Origin of the sequence: Streptomyces sp. NPDC004629 (assembly GCF_042873595.1) — a bacterium.
Lineage (GTDB): Bacteria > Actinomycetota > Actinomycetes > Streptomycetales > Streptomycetaceae > Streptomyces.
The window spans coordinates 52,152-69,382 of the sequence record NZ_JBIALO010000012.1 but is presented as its reverse complement, the minus strand read 5'-3'; the positions used below and the strand labels follow the sequence as shown (position 1 = coordinate 69,382).

Sequence of the window (17,231 nt, the reverse complement as noted above, 5' to 3'; positions counted from 1 at the left end):
CTTGGCCTCGCGGGCTTCGCTCATCGGATGTGCTCTCACCACGTCGGTTTTCTTTCTCGCCGCTTGCACGGCAGGCAGCGAAGGCGACAAGTCGGCGAGAACGGCGAGAACGGCGAAAATACAGCCCTCAACCGGGCCGAGCGCGTCTCATACGTCCGCCGGTCCGTCCGAGCAGAAGCTCACCGAGCAGGCTCAGGCAGCCCTGGCCGCCTTCCCGGACGGGAAGATGGTCGCAGCCGGCGCGGAGCGCGTCAGTGACGGCATCCACACCGAGCCCGGCCTGAGCGCGGGCAGGACCTACCGGCTCAGCCTGGTCTGCTTCGGCAGCGGCAGCGCGCGCCTCGCCGTGACACCGGAGAGCACACGGACACCGGTCCCCTGCGACCAGTCGGTGATCCAGCGGCGCATCACGGTGAACAAGCGCGTGCGCATCGACGTCAACAGCACCAACGGGTCGAGCGGCGTGATCGCCTGGCGGATCGACGCCATCTGATTCGGCCGAATCCGAGCGCTCCCCGCGCGATGCGCCATGAGCAGAAAGCGCACGGTCGGGGCCCACGCCGCCGTCGCAGCAGGCGCGGCCGGACGAGGGGGCTCGTCACCGCCACCGGGGGTGCCGCAGGAGCCGACGTACGGCCGAGACGGGATGTTCCCACATGCCTGAGGACGGTGCCTCGCTCGGCCAACCCCCGGCGCTGTTGTCCGGGCGCATGGGTATCGACTACGTGTACGGAAAGGCTCCATCCGAGGAATCGGTACTTACCGCGGCTTAGGGGGCAGCAGTGCGGGGCCATGAGCTCTCGGCACGGAACGAGTTGAGCGGCACGGTGCACGGCGCGGCCGTCCAGGCAGGTGCGGTGTACGGCGGCATTCACATCGCCGCCGAGCCGGGCGCCGCCCGGCGGACGCCCTGGCAGTTGCCGCCCTCCGCGCACATGGTCGACCGGTCAGGGGAGTTGGCGGCGCTGGAGCGGCTCCGGGTCCGTGCCGCGCGGGAGGAGCGGCCTGCGCTGACCGCGGTGAGCGGCCTTGGCGGGGTCGGGAAGACCGCCCTCGCGCTGCGCTGGCTGCACACCCTGCGCCCGCACTTTCCGGGCGGCCAGCTGCACGCGGACCTGGGCGCCCAGTCGCCGGGCGGTCCGGCGCTCCCAGAAGAGGTGCTGGGACGCTTTCTGCGGGCCCTCGGGGTCCCCGCGCAGCAGGTGCCCTCGGCGCTCGCCGAACGGACCGCGCTGTACCGGTCGTTGACCGCGGACCTGCGCCTCGTCGTGCTGCTCGACGACGCGGCGACCGCGGCCCAGGTGCGCCCCCTGCTGCCCGGAAACGGCAATGTGACGGCGGTGACCAGCCGCCACCGGCTGCCGGGACTGACCGTCGACGGCTGTTTTCCGGTCCATCTGGAGTCGCTCGCGCCCGAGGCCGCCGTGGAACTGCTCGCGGACACCCTGGCCGACGGGCGGGTGGCCGAACAGCCCGACGACGCACGCACCTTGGTCGAGCTGTGTGCCGGGCTGCCGCTGGCCGTCCGGGTCGCCGGCGCCCGGCTCGCCGCCCGGCCGGGGCGACGGATCACGACGATGGTCAGCGCCCTCACCGAGGAACACGACCGGCTGGAGGCGTTGGCCATCGACGGCGACCACGATGTGCGCGCGGCCCTGGATCTGTCGTACCGGGCCCTGTCGCGCCCGGCCGCCCGGCTGTACCGGCGCTTGGGGCTGCACCCCGCCGCGGAGTTCGGCAGTCCGGTGGCAAAGGCGGTCCTCGCCGGCGAATGGGACGCGGCGGAGCTGCTGGAGACGCTGCACGACGCGAGCCTGCTCTTCGACGCCGGAGAGGGACGCCACCGCTTCCACGATCTCGTACGTCTGCACGCCACCGCGAAAGCGCGGGAAGAGGAGACTTTGCAGGAGAGGGCGCGGATCCTGCGCCGTATCGCCGACCACTATCTGGCGAGCGCCACGCGCGCCGAGGAGATCATCGACCCCCAGCACCGCACGATGGCCCGGGACTACGGCCCCGGGCCGGTGGTCACCGCGGACGTGGGCGACCACGCCGAGGCGGCCCTGGACTGGCTGGAGCGGGAGCTGCCCAGTCTGATGGCGGTGATCCGCCGGTCCCGCTCCGCGGGCTTCCCGACCGTCGGCTGGCAGCTCGCCGACGCGATGTGGCCCCTCTTCCTGCGGCGCAAGTTCTACGACGACTGGCACGCGGCGCACGACGAGGGGCTGGCGGCGGCAGCGGAACTCGGGGACACGGCGGCGGAGTGCCGGATGCTCACCTCGGGTGGGATCGGACAGCTCGGCTCCGGGAACCACGGACGCGCCCTGGAGATGTTCGAACGCGCGGCGCGACTGTTTCTGCGGCGCGGCGACCGGCTCGGCCAGGCCCGCACCCTGAACTACCGGGGTCTCGCGCTCCAGCGGCTGGGCCGTCCTGCCGAGGCCGCCGACCTGTTCCGGCGCGCCGCCGCGGAGCTGCCGGCGTGCGGCGACCGGCGGGCCGGGGCACTGGCGCGGCTGAACCTCGCCGATGTCACGCTGTCCACGGGGCAGCCCGAAGCGGCGGTGCAGCACGCCCGTGCCGCTCACACCGCGCTCCGGGACGCGGGCGATCCGTACAACGCCGCCCGCGCGACCACGCTCCTCGGCCGCGCCCACCTCCGTCTGGACCGACTCGATCAGGCGGACGAGGAGCTGGCCGCCGCGCTGGCGACACTGCGCGGCATGGCCGCGCACTACGAGATGGCCCGTGCGGTCGCGGGGCTGGCCGAGGTCGCCGAGCGACGCGGGCAGACCCGCGCCGCACGGGACCGTTACCGTGAGGCGCTGGACCTCTACTCCTCGGTGGGCCGCGCGCAGTCGGAGGAAGCGGAGTCCGCGAGGCGCCGGCTGCGGCGGTTGGCGGGCGGCGCGTCCGAGACCTGACCACGCAGGAGGCACAGCCGGGCCGACCCGAACTCCGCGGCGGGCAGCCCGGCCACCAGCCAGGCGTGGGCCAGGGAGGCGAGCGTCCCCCATGTCTGCTCCGGCTGCCTGGACCCGGGCCCACGGGCTTCCAGTTCCAGGGCGGCTCCGTCCGGGCCGAGCCGCAGCCAGCAGCGGGGGCCGTGGTGCACCGCCACCACCAGGGCGCCGGGGTGGGACAGCGCGGTCTCGGCGGCGCTCGACGCTCCCGCGCCGGGCCCGACCAGGACGTCGCCCAGCGGCGGCCAGCGCTTGCCCGCCGGAAGGCAGACGCGCACATGCTCGTCCACGGTCATGGTCACGGGCCCGGCCTCGGTCCCGGTCCAGGAGTGCGGATTCAGCAGCACGGTACGGACCCGGAGCGGGCCCCTGCCAGAATCGCGTACCGAACCGGGAGACTCCACGCCCCAGAACACCACCGCCCGGGAGACCCCCACCTCGAACCCCACGGGACGGGAGACCCCCGTCCCGGAGCCCGCGGAACGGGAGACCCCCGTCCGGGACCCCGCCGGGTGGGAGACCCCCGCCTCGGACCCCGCGGGACGAGAGACCCCCGTCCGGGACCCCGCCGGGTGGGAAATCCCCGCCTCGGACCCCGCGGGACGAGAAACCCCCATCTCGGACCCCACCGAACGGGAGACCCCCATCCGGGACCCCGCCGGGTGGGAAACCCCCGCCTCGGACCCCCCGGAACGAGAGACCCCCGTCCGGGACCCCGCCGAACTGGAGATCCCCGTCCGGGATACGGCCGTACGGGAGATCTCGGCCCGGTGCGCCGCCGCCCCCGACGCCCCCGCCCGAGACACCACCACCCGAGACACCACCACCGCCGACACCGACGCCCGGAACACCCCCGCCTGGGACTCCGCCACCCACGACGCCCCTGCCTCGAACACCACACCCACGGGCCGTGTCATGGGGCCGCCACCCGGCCCGGCTCGTCGTAGTGCACCGTCAGCGGCAGACGGGCCGGCTCCGTGGTCGTCCGCGTGCTGGGCGCCCGCAGGCGCAGCTTGCGGTAGAGCAGGGTGCGCATCTTGCGGGAGAACCGGCCCGGTTCCGAGGAGATACGCGCCGCGACCCGCTCGTACCGATGCGAACGACCGGTCACGGCACTCCGCTTGAGCTGCGGGAGCAGCGGGCGGTCCCCGCGCAGCCGGGGCGCGAAGGACATGAGTTCCGCCAACGGCGAGCCCGGATCCACGTCGGCGTCGGGCCGTCCCGCCATGAACACGGGGACACCGGTCATGGCGCCGTAGAGGGACACCGAACCGTGGTCGCCGACGATGTAGTCGGCGGCGACGACCGCCCCGGTCCAGTCCCCGTACGGACTGACCAGGGTCAGCCCCGAGCGCGCCAGTCCGGCGAGCCAGGCACGGACCTGCCAGTCGCCGTGCGCTGTCCAGACGTGCGGATGCAGGAGCGCGGCGATCCGGAACTCCTCCCGGGGCAGCTCCGCGACCAGCCGCTCCAGGACCTCCCATCCCTGACCAAGGAGCGAGTCGGGCCCCCAGGTGGAACAGACGAGGACCAGCCGCTGCCCGGCCGTGGCGCCGAGGGCGTCCCGGTACAGCGCGCGGGAGGGCAGGCTGGCGGCGATGCGGTCGAAGCACGGATCGCCGACCACTTCCGCCACCGGCAGCGCCTCCGGGCATTCGCGGCCGAGCCTGGTCAGCTCCTCGTGATGGGCCAGTACGATCACCTCCGGCACGATCGCGCCGTCCCGTACCAGCCGCTGCCTGCTGAGGCCGTACACACCGCGCCGTGCCACCGGGCGCCCGTGACGCCCGGCCGGAGTGATCTTGTTGTGGCCGGCGCCGTGCGGGAGCACGATCACCGGCGCCTGAAGTTCGTGCAGGCTGCCGTGGCTGGCGGCCAGCGCGAGGTCGAAGCCGGTGTGCACCGCCTGGCTCCAGGGCAGCACCAGGCCCCCCAACTGGTCCAGGAACGCGGCCACTCCGTTGCTGAACACGTCGGGTGCCTGGGTGAAGAAGGTCTGCACCCGGACGTCGCCCTCCAGCACGCGTACGGCGTCGAGCAGCCGATGTCCCGCTATCACCGTGTGCACCACGACCAGGACCCTCCTGCGCGTCCGGCGGGTGGCCCAGCGCTCGACGTCCAGACGCACCGGCACATGCCGCCACTGCGGCTCGGGCACTGTCACGCTCATCGTTGTTTTCCCCCGGTTCCCCGTCATGCCTCCGTGACCGCGGCCATGCTCGGCCCGTGACGGCCGTCCGCGGCCCATGACGAGGGGGTGCCCCGGTGGCTGGACGGCGGGCTTGCAGAAATCCTGCACTCCTGTGGAACCGCCGTACCTCCCGGTCCCCCCTGGGCGAAACCCCGGCGTCCCCGCGCGGCGCAAGCCATGATCAGGGACGGTGTGCGCCTGCCGCGCTCCAGTGCGCCCCTGTCTCCACCCCGGGCAACCGCAGAACAGTGAACGGAGTACCGCACACCTCTGCGGGCACCGCCGAAGCCGGCAGGAAGAAGCACACCCATTGCACACCCACCGGGAGTGATGGTGGAACTTCTTGCTCTGGGACCTCTTGAGCTGTGGCACGGCCGACAGCAGTACCCCCTCGGATCGCTGAAGGAACGCTGCGTACTGGCCGTGCTGGTCCATGCCCGGGGCGAACCGGTCTCCGTGGACACGCTGATGGACCGCGTATGGCACGGAGATCCGCCGCCGACGGCCCTGGACACCCTGCACAGTTACCTCTCCCGGCTGCGGGGGCGGCTGCGCCGGGCGGTGGGCGAGGAGCGGGCGCGTGTGGAGCGGCCCTCGCACCGGCTGTACCAGTTGCGGGCCGATCCGCGCGCCATCGACCTGCTGCGATTCCAGCGCCTGCGGACGGACGCGGCCGCCGCGGCGGCGCGGGGCGAGCGTGCCACGGCCATCGCCCTGCTGCGCACGGCAGAGGCCCTGTGGCGCGGTGAGCCGCTCGCCGAGTTCGCCGACAACTCCTGGGCGCTGTCGACGCGTGCCCGGCTGATCGAGGACCACCGCAGGGTCCGTGAGGAGCGGATCGTCCTGGAAATGGCGGCGGGGCGGCACGCGGACCTCGTCGGCGAACTCCAGGAACTCGCCGCGCAGAATCCTTTCGCGCAGCGGGTGATCGGCACGCTCATGCTGGCCCTGTACCGCTCCGGGCGGCACGACGAAGCGCTCGCCGTCTACCGGGACGCCCGGACGAAGCTCCACGAGAGTCAGGGGATCGAGCCGGCCGCGGAACTCCAGGGACTCCACCTGCGGATGCTCGAACAGGACCACACCCTGCTGCTCCCGCCCGCGGGGCACATCCCCGCCGCTGCGGCCACGGCGACCGCCCCGGAGCCGGAAACCCGTAACTGTCTGCCGCGGGACACCCAGGACTTCACCGGCCGGGCCGCCGAGCTGCGCCTCCTGCTGGCCGCCGCCCCGGCCACCGCGGCCGGCACGGCGAACGCCCTGCCGGTCACCGTCCTGCACGGCATGCCCGGCATCGGCAAGACCGCGCTCGCCGTGCACGCGGCCCACCGGCTGTGCGCGGCCTATCCCGACGGCCAGTTCTACGTCGATCTGCGCGGCTACAGCAGCCGGCAGCCGCTGGACCCGGCCGAGGCCCTGGCCACCCTGCTGCACTCGGCGGGATGGTCGGGTGAACTGCCGGACACCCTGGACGAGCGGGCCGCCCGCTGGCGGGAGTGGACGGCGCGCCGGCGCGCGCTCGTGGTGCTGGACAACGCGCGGGACGCGGCGCAGGTAGGCCCGTTGCTGCCGGGCACCCCCAGCTGCCGGGCCATCGTGACCACCCGGAGCCGGCTGGCCGGGCTGGACAGCGCCGCGTCCCTGCCGGTGGAGGCGCTGTCCAGGGCGGAGGCGGCCACCCTCTTCACCCGGATCGTCGGCGCCTCGCGCACGTCCGCCGAGCCGGAAGCCCTGGAACGGGTCGTGGACGCGTGCGGCTGCCACCCCCTGGCCCTGCAACTGCTGGCGAGCCGTTTCCGGCACCGCGACGCATGGACCCTCCAGGACCTGCTCGACCGGCTGACCCGGGCGACCGACCCGCTCACCGAGTTCGACGAGCTGATCACGGCGGTCTTCCGGCTGTCGTACGCGGAACTGGGCCAACCGGCACGGCAGTTGTTCCGCCGTCTCGCCCTGCATCCCGGCCCCGACATCACCCTGCGGGCGGCAGCGGCACTGGCCGGTCCCGACCTCGGGCGCGAGGCGGGGCTACTGGAGCGGTGCGTCGAGGAACTGCTGGACTCCAGCCTCCTCGAAGAGCCGGTACGCGGGCGCTACCGGCTGCACGACCTGACCCGCGCCTTCGGTCTGCGGACCGGCGCCCGTACGGATCCGGACGCGGCCCGGCACACGGCGGTCGGCCGGCTGATCGCCTACCACCTCACCACCGCCCACCGGGCCGACCGCCGCGCCCGCCCGCACCGCAGGGCGGTTCCGCTGAGCGCGCAGAAGGAGTCCCGCTACGCCCCCGAGTTCTCCGACGCGGACGAGGCCCAGGTGTGGCTCACCGTGGAACACGCCAATCTGCTGGCGGTCGCGCGTACCGCCGCGGACCGGCACCCCGAGTACGCCGCGCTCTTCCCGAGCGTCCTGGCACGCTCCTTGAAACTGTGGGAGACACGGGACGTGGCGGCCGGCCTCTTCGACACGGCGGTGCCGGTGCTGCGCGTCTCGGGCGACCGGTCCGCGCTGGCCCGCACGCTGACGGACCGCGCCGATCTGCTGGCGCAGCGCAACCACGGCGAGGCGTTACGCTGCGCGGCCGAGGCCCTGTCGATCTACGAGGATCTGCACGACGCCCACGGCCGCGCCGACGCGCTCCTCCAGACGGGCCGCGCCCAACTCGCCGCCGGCCACGGCGGCACGGCCATGCGCGTCCTCGAACGGTCACTGGCGCTGTACCGGGAGGCCGGCGACCGGTCCGGGGAGGCCGAGTGCCTGAATGTGCAGGGAGCGGCGCTGTTCTACGCGGGGCAGTACGACGAAGCCCTCCACCGGGTCCAGTTGATGCAGGACATCTACGAGACGCTGCCCGATCCGTACGGGGTGGCGCAGGCCCTGAACAACCGCGGTGAACTGCACAGCCTTCAGGGACGCTACGCCGACGCCCGCGACTGCTACGAACGGTCGCTCGTCCTGATGCGCCAGCACGGCGGCAGACAGGAACTGGGCATTCTGGAAAAGAACTTGGGAGCGGTGCATCAGGCGACGGGACAGATGGACCGCGCGCTCGCCTGTTACCGCAGGGCCCTTGCCGCGCACCGGGCCGGCGGCGACGTCCTGGGCGAGGCCGACGTGCTGATCAGCATGGGCCTTGCGCACGCCGAAGCGGGGCGCAGGGGCGAGGCGCTGCTGCACCTCACGATGGCGGAACAGGTCGCGACCAGCATCGACAACAAGTACGAGATGCTTCGGGCGTTGATCGGTGTGGCGGACGTCCACCGGGAGTCGGGGCGGCTCGACACCGCGTCCAGGAACTACGAGCGGGCCCTCGACGTGGCGCGGAGCGTCGAGTTTCCCCTGGGCTCCGCCCATGCGCTCGCGGGCCTCGCCCGGACGGCCTTCCTGTCCCCGCGCGGCTTTGAACGGGCCTGGCGGTACGGCGAACAGGCGGTCTCCCTCTATCGGCGCCTGGGTGCCGACGCGGAAGCGGAGAAGCTGCTGCGACTGCTGGCCCACCACGAGCCGACCGGCTCCTGAGCCGCGGCCCGGGAGCCGGCGGCCCCTGCGGTCACCACATCCAGCGGTCCACCACCAGGACCACATAGGCGGAACCGAGGACGGGGAGCGCGACGAGGTAGTACTTCAAAAGCTTCAGCAAAACGTTTCCTTGAGCTGGTGGTACGAACACACCCGGCACACGGATGACCGTTTCGGCACGCGAGAAGGCATCCGACATACACGGAGAGTCGGTACGCATTTGCAAAATGCGAACACACATCCGGTGATCCCGACGGATCGAAGGCATAACCCGATCAAGCCCATCGACCCCAACTTTTCGAAGAGTTGGCTTCGGGCTGGCGATCCACCCGAGGCAGGACCGATCCATGTGGTCACGATTGCGAATCGATGCGCCCGGATCTCTGGACGGCCGGCCCGCGTTTCTCCGCGCGTTTCTCCCTGCGGTCGGCCCCTGTGAATGGGCCTGGCGGATCCCGTTAAGGGAGCGTCAAACGGCTGGTCAGGGACCATACTTGAGGGGCGGGGGCGGTCTCCGCATGAGGGTTTCGGCGCAGGGAGGGGCGTTCGGTGAGGCTTGCCGGGAAAGGGCTGGGGAAGGTCGAGGTACGGCTCAAATGGGACCCGAGTCCTCTGGGCGAGGCGCCCCGGCATCTCGACATCGTCGCCGCGACCTACTCCGTGGACGACCCCTACGGTCGCCCGGAGTACGTCGTGCACTACGACAGCAGGTCACCGGACGGCACCATCAACATGACCCGGCACAGCCGGACCGGCCAGGGCTTCGGGTTCGTCGAGGTGATGGTCCTGGAGGTGGAGCGGCTGGCGTCCGCCTACGGGCGAGTGGTCGTGGGCGTGGTCATCCACCAGGACCCCGTGCCGCGTACCTTCGGCGACCTGTCGAACGCCGGGGTGGTGGTGGTCGAGGGGTACCGGGAGCTGGTGGCCGACGACTTCTCCCAGGTGGCCGACTCGACCGCGACGACGGTGGTGGAGTTCGTCAGGAACGACGCCGGCGAGTGGGAGCTGTACGAGATGATCCAGGGCTCCGACAGCGATCCGACGGCCTTCATGCGGGAGATGGGCGCCGTCCGGCACGTCTGACCCCGCCCGGACGCGCCCCGCCGCCCCCGCTGCGGTGCTGACCGGCAGGTACAGTCGAGCGGCCGGGAAGCGGACAGGGAGAGACGGATGCGGCTGCGCTGTGCGGTGCTGGACGACTACCAGGGTGTGGCGGTCGAGTCGGCCGACTGGTCGGTGCTGGCGGACCGGGTGGAGATCGTCCCGCTGCGCGAGCACATCGCCGACGAGGACGCCCTCGCCGCGGCCCTCGCCGACTTCGACATCGTGGTCACCCTGCGCGAACGCGTCCCGTTCCCGGGCTCGCTGCTCGCCCGGCTGCCGCGGCTGCGGCTCCTCGTCGCCTCCGGGATGCGCAACAGCGTCATCGACTACGCCGCGGCCGAGGCGCACGGCGTCACCGTGTGCGGTACGGCCAGTTCCTCGACCCCGCCGGTCGAACTGACCTGGGCGCTGCTGCTCGGCCTCGCCCGCGGCATCGTCGAGGAGAGCCACGCCCTGCGCAACGGCGGCCCCTGGCAGTCCAGCGTCGGCGCCGACCTGCACGGCCGCACGCTCGGCCTGCTCGGACTCGGCCGCATCGGCGGCCAGGTGGCCCGGATCGGCCTCGCCTTCGGCATGCGCGTCACCGCCTGGAGCCGGCACCTCACCCGGGAGCGCGCCGCGGAGGTGGGGGTCGAACCGGCCCTCACCAAGGAGGACCTGCTGGCCGGCAGCGACTTCGTCTCCGTGCACCTGGCCCTCGGCGAGCGCACCCGCGGTCTGCTGGGACCCGCCGAACTCGCCCTCATGAAACCGACCGCCTATCTGATCAACACCTCCCGCGCGGCGATCGTCGACCAGGACGCCCTGCTGGCGGCGTTGCGCGAGGGCCGGATCGCGGGCGCCGGCGTCGATGTCTTCGACATCGAGCCGCTGCCGGCCGCCCATCCGATGCGCACCGCGCCCCGGCTGCTGGCCACGCCCCACCTCGGCTATGTCTCCCGGGCCAACTACGCGACGTACTACGGCCAGGCGATCGAGAACATCCAGGCGTACCTGACGGGCACCCCGACCCGCCGCCTGCCCTGACCCCCGCGCCCCGGAGGGCGGTACAGCGTCCAACGGCCGGACCTCGGCCCGCGTTCGCGGTCGGCACCCGTCCGAAGGCCCGGGCCGCCGGGCTGCGGGAGCGTCACATCCGGGAGCCGAAGCTGTCGGGGTTCGGCGAGGTGTGAAGGTGGCGGCGGGCCGACCGGGACGCGGGTTCGCAGGCCGGATGGGCGGCATCGGCATCCATGTGGTTCGGGCCCGCGTCGAGGGGGTCCGGTAGGGGCGCGACCGGTCCGACGCCGGGCGCGCCGCCGCTGATCGGCAGACGGGGCAGGTTCGCCGGTCGCGAGCCGTCTCTCGACGTACCGCGGGCCCTCGGGTGTCGGCCCGGCACCGGCAGTTCGGCCACCGGCATCGGCATCCGCGTGCCAAAAGACTTCTCCGCGACGTCCAGCGGCACCGGGACGGGGACCGTGCCGACCGCGGCGGCACGAGAGGGGACACCCCTGCGCGGCAAGATCAGCTGGCCCCGAAGTCTCGTCGGCGACGTCCCGCGCCGCCGGGCGTCGTGGTCAGCCGCGCAGGCTGCGGGCCGGCAGGACGACGTGCGCGGCGGCGCTCAGGGTCTCCTCGGCGCCGATGAAGGCGGCCAGTTGCCGCGGGGTCAGGGGCATGCCGGGGCGGGCCTCGGGCCAGGGGCGGGCGGTGAACACCAGGTAGGCGTAGCCGCGTTGGGCGACGGCGGCAAGCCACTCCGGCGGGGCGGGGCACTGGGCGTTCAGCTGCGGCAGGGTGACGACGGCCTGGCCGGACTGCACGAGCAGGGTGACGGGCAGGCTGGGCCTGGCGGCGCCGTCGACGAGGTCCCCGCCGATGGGCAGTCCGCTGTGCTCCAGCAGCCGCTCGACGGCGGCGGACGTCGTCGCCCCACCGCCCTCGGCGTCCCCGAGGGAGTACGCCAGCAGGTAGGGCATATCGGTTCCGTCGGTGGCCTCTCCGCTCCAGGCGAGCACGACGAGCGTGCCCAGGTCGGCCAGGCGGAAAGGGCGGGTTTCGGCTGAGGTTGAGGTCACCCGCGCGACCCTATCGACGGGCCCGCGGGCCACCCGCCGGCTTCTCACCCGACCGGCCCACGAGCCGCGGGGTGGCCACACGATCGAGGGACTCCTCCCGACTCCTCCCGACGCCTCCCGGTGCCTCGCGGTGTCCCTCGGTGATCCCCGGTGGTCCTCGAACGCCGGGCCCGAGGCCGGTCGGCTCAGCTCTGCAGCGGCAGACCGCCGAGCAGCGGGCCGTGCTGGTTCAGGGCGGCGGTCGCGCCCTTCACCGTGTTGAGCACGGAGCCCTTGTTCTCGGTGTCGAGCGCGCTCGACCGGTGCTGCAACGGCATCGCGTCCTGCACGGTGAGGGGACCCCTGGCGAGCGTGTCGACGGCGCCGTTGAGGCTGGTGGGCGTGAGGTCGGCGGTGGTGTGGGCGAACGCGGGCGCGGCGACACCGGCGAGGGCCACGGAACCGGCTACGACAGCGGCAGCCTTCAGGGACTTCATCGTGTTCCTTTCTCGGCGACTCACGTCACCTCGGGAATGTCTGACGCCGTGCCCAACGATGCCCGGGTGGGCCGGAAACCCCGTCGGCGGAAGACATATGAGATCCCCCGGAGCGATCCCCTCCAGGAGGCATAACCGGACCGAAGCATGCATTTGCCGCCATTCGGTGGATTGTCGCCGTATCCGAGTTTGGACAAGAGCGAAGAGTCACGCATTCCTGGCATCTTGAGGGGCCTCTCCACGTCGGCCCTCCGGGAGGTCCCATGCAAGCACCGTCCAGCAGCCTCAGCCCGGCCCTCCCGTCACAACAGTCATCCGCCGGCAGAAGGGCGGTCGCCGAACCGCCGCAGAAAAGCCGGTTCGACGGCGCGTGGTGGGTCTGGGCCATGGCCGCAGCGCTGTTCTTCGTGTACACGGCCGTATCGCTGCGCATCCACCACCGGATGCTCTCCAACAGCTATGACCTGGGGATCTTCGAGCAGGTCATCCGCTCGTACGCGGACGGACAGCTGCCCGTCTCCGAACTGAAGGGGCCCGACTTCCCCATCCTGGGGGATCACTTCTCGCCCGTCCTCGCTCTTGTCGCACCCTTCTACCTGCTGCACCGGTCGGCGGCGACCCTGCTCGTCGTACAGGCCGCGCTGATCGCGCTGAGCGTGGTCCCGCTGGCGCTGTGGGCGCGCAGGGCCCTGGGCTCCGTGGCGGGCGCGGTGATCGGTGCCTGCTACGGGCTTTCCTGGGGCATCGCGAGCGCCGTCGGCTTCGACTTCCATGAGGTCGCCTTCGCCGCCCCGCTGCTCGCGTTCTCCCTCGCCGCTCTCGGCAGCAACCGGCCGGCCGCCGCGGCGTGCTGGGCGCTGCCGCTGCTGCTGGTGAAGGAAGACCTCGGACTCACGGTCGGCGTGATCGGCCTGGTCATCGCCTGGCGCGGGACCCGCAGACTGGGCTTCGTGACCGCGGCGGCCGGTCTGGCCGGGACGCTGCTGGTCCTGCTGGTGGTCCTGCCGGCCTTCAACCCGAACGGTTCGTTCGCCTACTGGTTCCTGGCGGACTCTCCCACGGGCACCTCGGGTACCTCGGGCGCCGACAGCGGGCCGCTGGACCTGCTGTACCGCAGCACGGTGGGTCTCGTCACCCCGCAGGCCAAGCTGTCGACGCTCGTGCTCGTGCTGGCCCCGACCGTGTTCCTGGCCGTGCGTTCCCCGCTGCTGTGGGTCGCCGTGCCGACGCTCGTCTGGCGTCTCTTCTCGAACAACTACGTCCACTGGGGCACCGGCTACCACTATTCGCTGGTCGTGATGCCCATCGTCTTCGCCGCCTTCATCGACGCCCTGGTGCAACGGGGCACGGGGCACGGCAGCCTGCGACGGTATCTCGCCGCCTCGGCCGCGGTCACCCTCGCGATCCTGCCGAGCTTCCCCTTCTGGCAGCTCTTCAGCCCGGCCACCTGGCGATCGGATCCGCGCGTCGCCGTCGCCCACAGCCTGATGAAGAAGATCCCCGACGACGCCACGGTCCAGGCGTCCACCTATCTGGTTCCCCAGCTCACCAACCGGACGAGCGTCAGTGTCTACGGCTATCCGGTCAGTCGCCCCTTCCCCCAGTGGATCATGGTGGACACCTGGGTGGCGGCACGCTGGCGGTGGCCCCTGTCCTTCGAAGCGGAACGCGCCATGCTGAACCAGTCCCGCGCCCAGGGGTACCGCACTGTGGCCGACCGCGACGGCTTTGTCCTGCTGCATCTCACCCACCGGCCCGAACGCACACCGGTCTCCGGCGATCTGGACGCCTCCAAGCACAAAGGCTGATTCCGCCGTGGGACAGGTCCGACCCATGACCCGTATCGGGAAACGTAGGAGCGTGGTGCTGTCGTGAAGCCCTCCATCTGCCTCTGCATGATCGTCAAGAACGAAGCAGGAGTCATCGAGCGATGCCTGGCGTCCGTGCGCGACGTGGTGGACACCTGGGTGATCTCGGACACCGGATCGACGGACGGAACCCAGGAACTGATCCGCGGCGCCCTCGACGGAGTTCCGGGCGAACTCCACGAGGAACCCTGGAGGAATTTCGGGCACAACCGCACACTGAACATCCGGCACGCCCGCGGCAAGGCCGACTATCTGCTGCTCCTGGACGCGGACCACGTCCTCAGAAAGGACGGCCCGCTGCCCCGGCTCACGGCGGACGCGTACATGCTCCGGCACGAAGGTGCCATGGAGTACCGGATCAGACGCCTGGTACGGGGCGATCTCCCATGGCGGTACGAGGGTGTCACCCACGAGTTCCTCACCGCGGACGGGAACGAAACGCAGGAGAACCTCGACGCGCTGGTCGTCGAGGACCATGCGGACGGCGGCTCACGGCACGACAAGTTCGAGCGTGACGCACGCCTGCTCAGCGCCGAGATGGAACGCGACCCCAGCAACACCCGCACGGTCTTCTATCTGGCCCAGACCATGCGGGACATGGGCAACACCGCCGAGGCGATCAGGCTGTACGAACATCGGGCGTCGATGGGCGGCTGGGCCGAGGAGGTCTACTACTCCCTGCTCCAAGTCGGGGTCCTGCACGCCGATTCCGGTGATCTGCCCGCCGGTGTGGACGCGCTGACCCGGGCCTGGGAATCACGTCCGCAACGGCTCGAAGCATGTTACGAGCTGGCCTCGCGGCTGCGCGCCTTGGGTCGTCATCACATGGCTCACGCGATCGTCGTCGCCTGCCTGGACAAGGAGCAGCCGGACGACATCCTGTTCACCCAGCCCTGGGTGTACCGCTGGGGCCTGCTGTGCGAGTTCTCGATCACGGCCTATTGGGTGGGTGACTTCAAGGGTGCGCTCCAGGCCTGCGACCGCCTGCTCGCCATGCCCGACCTGCCGCCGGCCCACCGCGAACAGACCCGCGTCAACCGTGAGTTCGCCGTGCACAGACTTGCCACGATCCCGGAGCCGAGCCATGGACTCGGGGGCGGCAAGGGCAAGCGGCGGCACAAGGGCGCGAAGTCCGGCTGATCCGCCGACGGATGGTGCAGCACGGTAAGCCAACGAGGCTCCCGTACCGGCGAGTTGAGGTCTCGAACACCTCCCTCGACGGCACGGGAGCCTCGCGCGTTGCGGCCCAGGTCACCAGTCACCAGTCACCGGCCGACGGTCACCAGTCACCGGTCACCGGCCGCCGGTCGCCCGGCCCAGGGGCCGCGCCGAAACCCACCCGTGAATCCCCTGATTTCCGCCCCCACGTGCGACACACCACAGCCCGGCATTCCCCATGCCCCATTCGATACCAATAAGCCGATTAAATACAGACTCTCTGAGTGATCTATGTGCCACTTTCAGCCCATTTGATCCGAGTTGCCTGGATTTGCGAGCGTCATATGCAGTTTGCTTCTCGCACCTCATCTCCCTCAGATTTGTCACGAAAGGCACGGTGGGTTTTGGTGCATGGGGCTTTTAAGACCGGCGGCACGTCGTCGCTGGTTCTCGGAGCAGTGAGCCTCGGCCTTACCTTGGGTCTGTGCGGCCCAGCTGCGGCGCACACACCCTCTCTCGCGGGCCGGGCTCACGCTCAGACCGGCGCGCAGGCAGACCGGATCGCGCTGCGAGCCGGAGAGAAAGCAGACCACAGGAACCTTCGCGCGGCGGTCACGGGAGTCGTGACCGCGCAGACCGGAGTGAACGTCCGCCAGTTGCCGACGTCGGACTCGCCGAGCCTGGGCTCGTTCCCCTTCGGGGCGAGCATCTCCCTGCTGTGCCAGGAGGCGGGCCAGTCGGTCGACGGGAACATCTGGTGGTACAAGCTCGCCAACCAGAACGGGTGGGTGACCGCCCGTTACGTCGCCGCGTCCGGCGTGCCGCTGTGCTCGGACATCCCGGGTCCCACCGGCCCGACGGGCCCCTCGGGCCCGACGGGTCCGACCGGCCCCGTCGGCACGGGCTCCACCGGTCCCACGGGTCCGGTCGGCCCGCAGGGTCTCAACGGACCGACGGGCCCCCAGGGTGTCCAGGGCATCCAGGGCATCCAGGGCCCGCAGGGCAACACCGGAGCGACCGGGCCTGCAGGCCTCAACGGCCTCAACGGTGCCACTGGCGCGACCGGGGCCACCGGGGCGACCGGTGCCACCGGGGCCACCGGGGCCACCGGGGCGGTCGGCCCGCAGGGTGTCACCGGGGCGACGGGGCCGCAGGGCGTCCAAGGCATCCAGGGCATCCAGGGCAACACCGGCGCGACCGGCGCCACCGGAGCGACGGGGCCGCAGGGCATCCAGGGCCTGCAGGGCCTGCAGGGCAACACCGGCGCCACCGGAGCGACGGGGGCGCAGGGCACCCAGGGCACCCAAGGCGCCCAGGGCGCCCAGGGCGTCCAGGGGGTCCCGGGCGTGCCTGGCGCACAGGGCAACACCGGCCCGACCGGAGCCACCGGCCCGACCGGCCCCGGCGCACAGGTCCTCAGCTCGACCGCCCAGACCCTGGCGGCCGGCACCACCGGCACCTTCACCGGTCCCGCGTGCCCCGTGGGGACCACGGCCGTCTGGGGCGGTGTGACCCAGACCTCGGGGACGGGTCCGCTCAATGTGCAGTCGGGCATCGGGGGCGCCGCCTGGACGGTCACCGTCGTCAACGGGGGCGCGGACGCCGCGTCCTTCACCGTCCAGTCGGTCTGCCAGTAGCCCAGCTGATCCCACGAAGACCGCAGACGTCGCGGGCTCGTCCCGGTGACTGAGTGGTCCTACGACCGGTCCGTGCCGTCCGCCTCCACAGCGGACGGCACGGACCGTTTCTGTGTTCCGGCTCGTGATGCCCTGACGACTCCCGAGCCGGACGACGGGGACGGCATGACCGCCGGCCCGTCCGGAGTCCCGCCCGCGCGTCGAGGACGGCGTTCCGCAGCGATCCCGCCGTGCGGCGGCCCAGGCGGCTCGACA

The 17,231-nt window shown here is 71.8% G+C and carries 12 protein-coding genes; 8 read left to right on the top strand and 4 right to left on the bottom strand.

The genetic code is table 11. The features are described 5' to 3' along the window. Positions 1–226 precede the first annotated feature (226 nt). Positions 227–493, top strand: coding sequence for a hypothetical protein (locus ACFYTE_RS19905; RefSeq protein ID WP_388711773.1), 267 nt, complete (start codon positions 227–229; stop codon positions 491–493). A 289-nt stretch (positions 494–782) separates the two neighbouring features. After that, positions 783–2,924 (top strand): ATP-binding protein, encoded by a 2,142-nt coding sequence (locus ACFYTE_RS19900; RefSeq protein ID WP_388711770.1) that lies wholly within the window; start codon positions 783–785, stop codon positions 2,922–2,924. Here the strand turns inward: ACFYTE_RS19900 and ACFYTE_RS19895 are convergent. Next, positions 2,834–3,310: a hypothetical protein gene (locus tag ACFYTE_RS19895; RefSeq protein ID WP_388711767.1), complete on the bottom strand. Its 477-nt coding sequence runs from the start codon at positions 3,308–3,310 to the stop codon at positions 2,834–2,836. The genes ACFYTE_RS19900 and ACFYTE_RS19895 overlap by 91 nt on opposite strands. 566 nt (positions 3,311–3,876) lie before the next feature. Further along, positions 3,877–5,133 (bottom strand): hypothetical protein, encoded by a 1,257-nt coding sequence (locus ACFYTE_RS19890; protein ID WP_388711765.1) that lies wholly within the window; start codon positions 5,131–5,133, stop codon positions 3,877–3,879. Positions 5,134–5,484: 351 nt separating this feature from the next. Between ACFYTE_RS19890 and ACFYTE_RS19885 the strand changes: the two genes are divergently transcribed. The 3 genes from ACFYTE_RS19885 to ACFYTE_RS19875 all read left to right on the top strand — a co-directional run bounded on the left by ACFYTE_RS19885 (position 5,485) and on the right by ACFYTE_RS19875 (position 10,803). Then, positions 5,485–8,673 (top strand): tetratricopeptide repeat protein, encoded by a 3,189-nt coding sequence (locus tag ACFYTE_RS19885; protein ID WP_388711762.1) that lies wholly within the window; start codon positions 5,485–5,487, stop codon positions 8,671–8,673. Positions 8,674–9,222: 549 nt separating this feature from the next. Beyond that, on the top strand, positions 9,223–9,756 hold the full coding sequence (locus ACFYTE_RS19880) for a TerD family protein (protein WP_388711759.1): 534 nt from the start codon (positions 9,223–9,225) through the stop codon (positions 9,754–9,756). A gap of 87 nt (positions 9,757–9,843) precedes the next feature. Continuing rightward, positions 9,844–10,803 (top strand): D-2-hydroxyacid dehydrogenase family protein, encoded by a 960-nt coding sequence (locus ACFYTE_RS19875; RefSeq protein WP_388711756.1) that lies wholly within the window; start codon positions 9,844–9,846, stop codon positions 10,801–10,803. Between the two features lie 533 nt (positions 10,804–11,336). Here ACFYTE_RS19875 and ACFYTE_RS19870 read toward each other — a convergent pair. Continuing rightward, the gene (locus ACFYTE_RS19870) at positions 11,337–11,837 is read right to left on the bottom strand and encodes a DUF5949 family protein (protein WP_388711753.1); all 501 of its coding nucleotides are present in this window, start codon (positions 11,835–11,837) and stop codon (positions 11,337–11,339) included. 185 nt (positions 11,838–12,022) lie between these two features. Continuing rightward, positions 12,023–12,313: a hypothetical protein gene (locus ACFYTE_RS19865; protein ID WP_388711750.1), complete on the bottom strand. Its 291-nt coding sequence runs from the start codon at positions 12,311–12,313 to the stop codon at positions 12,023–12,025. Between the two features lie 386 nt (positions 12,314–12,699). Between ACFYTE_RS19865 and ACFYTE_RS19860 the strand changes: the two genes are divergently transcribed. The 3 genes from ACFYTE_RS19860 to ACFYTE_RS19850 all read left to right on the top strand — a co-directional run bounded on the left by ACFYTE_RS19860 (position 12,700) and on the right by ACFYTE_RS19850 (position 16,976). Next, positions 12,700–14,121, top strand: coding sequence for a DUF2079 domain-containing protein (locus ACFYTE_RS19860; protein ID WP_388711748.1), 1,422 nt, complete (start codon positions 12,700–12,702; stop codon positions 14,119–14,121). 63 nt (positions 14,122–14,184) lie between these two features. Continuing rightward, positions 14,185–15,321 carry a glycosyltransferase gene (locus tag ACFYTE_RS19855; RefSeq protein ID WP_388711746.1) on the top strand — a complete coding sequence of 379 codons (1,137 nt, stop codon included), beginning with the start codon at positions 14,185–14,187 and terminating at the stop codon, positions 15,319–15,321. Positions 15,322–15,962: 641 nt separating this feature from the next. Continuing rightward, on the top strand, positions 15,963–16,976 hold the full coding sequence (locus tag ACFYTE_RS19850; RefSeq protein WP_388711743.1) for an SH3 domain-containing protein: 1,014 nt from the start codon (positions 15,963–15,965) through the stop codon (positions 16,974–16,976). Positions 16,977–17,231 lie beyond the last annotated feature (255 nt).

What these genes read in the sequence shown, in the direction of transcription:
- ACFYTE_RS19885 (WP_388711762.1), top strand. Translation starts at nt 5,485, where the DNA reads ATGGTGGAACTTCTTGCTCTGGGACCTCTTGAGCTGTGGCACGGCCGA.
- ACFYTE_RS19875 (WP_388711756.1), top strand. Translation starts at nt 9,844, where the DNA reads ATGCGGCTGCGCTGTGCGGTGCTGGACGACTACCAGGGTGTGGCGGTC.
- ACFYTE_RS19865 (WP_388711750.1), bottom strand. Translation starts at nt 12,313, where the DNA reads ATGAAGTCCCTGAAGGCTGCCGCTGTCGTAGCCGGTTCCGTGGCCCTC.
- ACFYTE_RS19860 (WP_388711748.1), top strand. Translation starts at nt 12,700, where the DNA reads ATGGCCGCAGCGCTGTTCTTCGTGTACACGGCCGTATCGCTGCGCATC.
- ACFYTE_RS19905 (WP_388711773.1), top strand. Translation starts at nt 227, where the DNA reads ATGGTCGCAGCCGGCGCGGAGCGCGTCAGTGACGGCATCCACACCGAG.
- ACFYTE_RS19890 (WP_388711765.1), bottom strand. Translation starts at nt 5,133, where the DNA reads ATGAGCGTGACAGTGCCCGAGCCGCAGTGGCGGCATGTGCCGGTGCGT.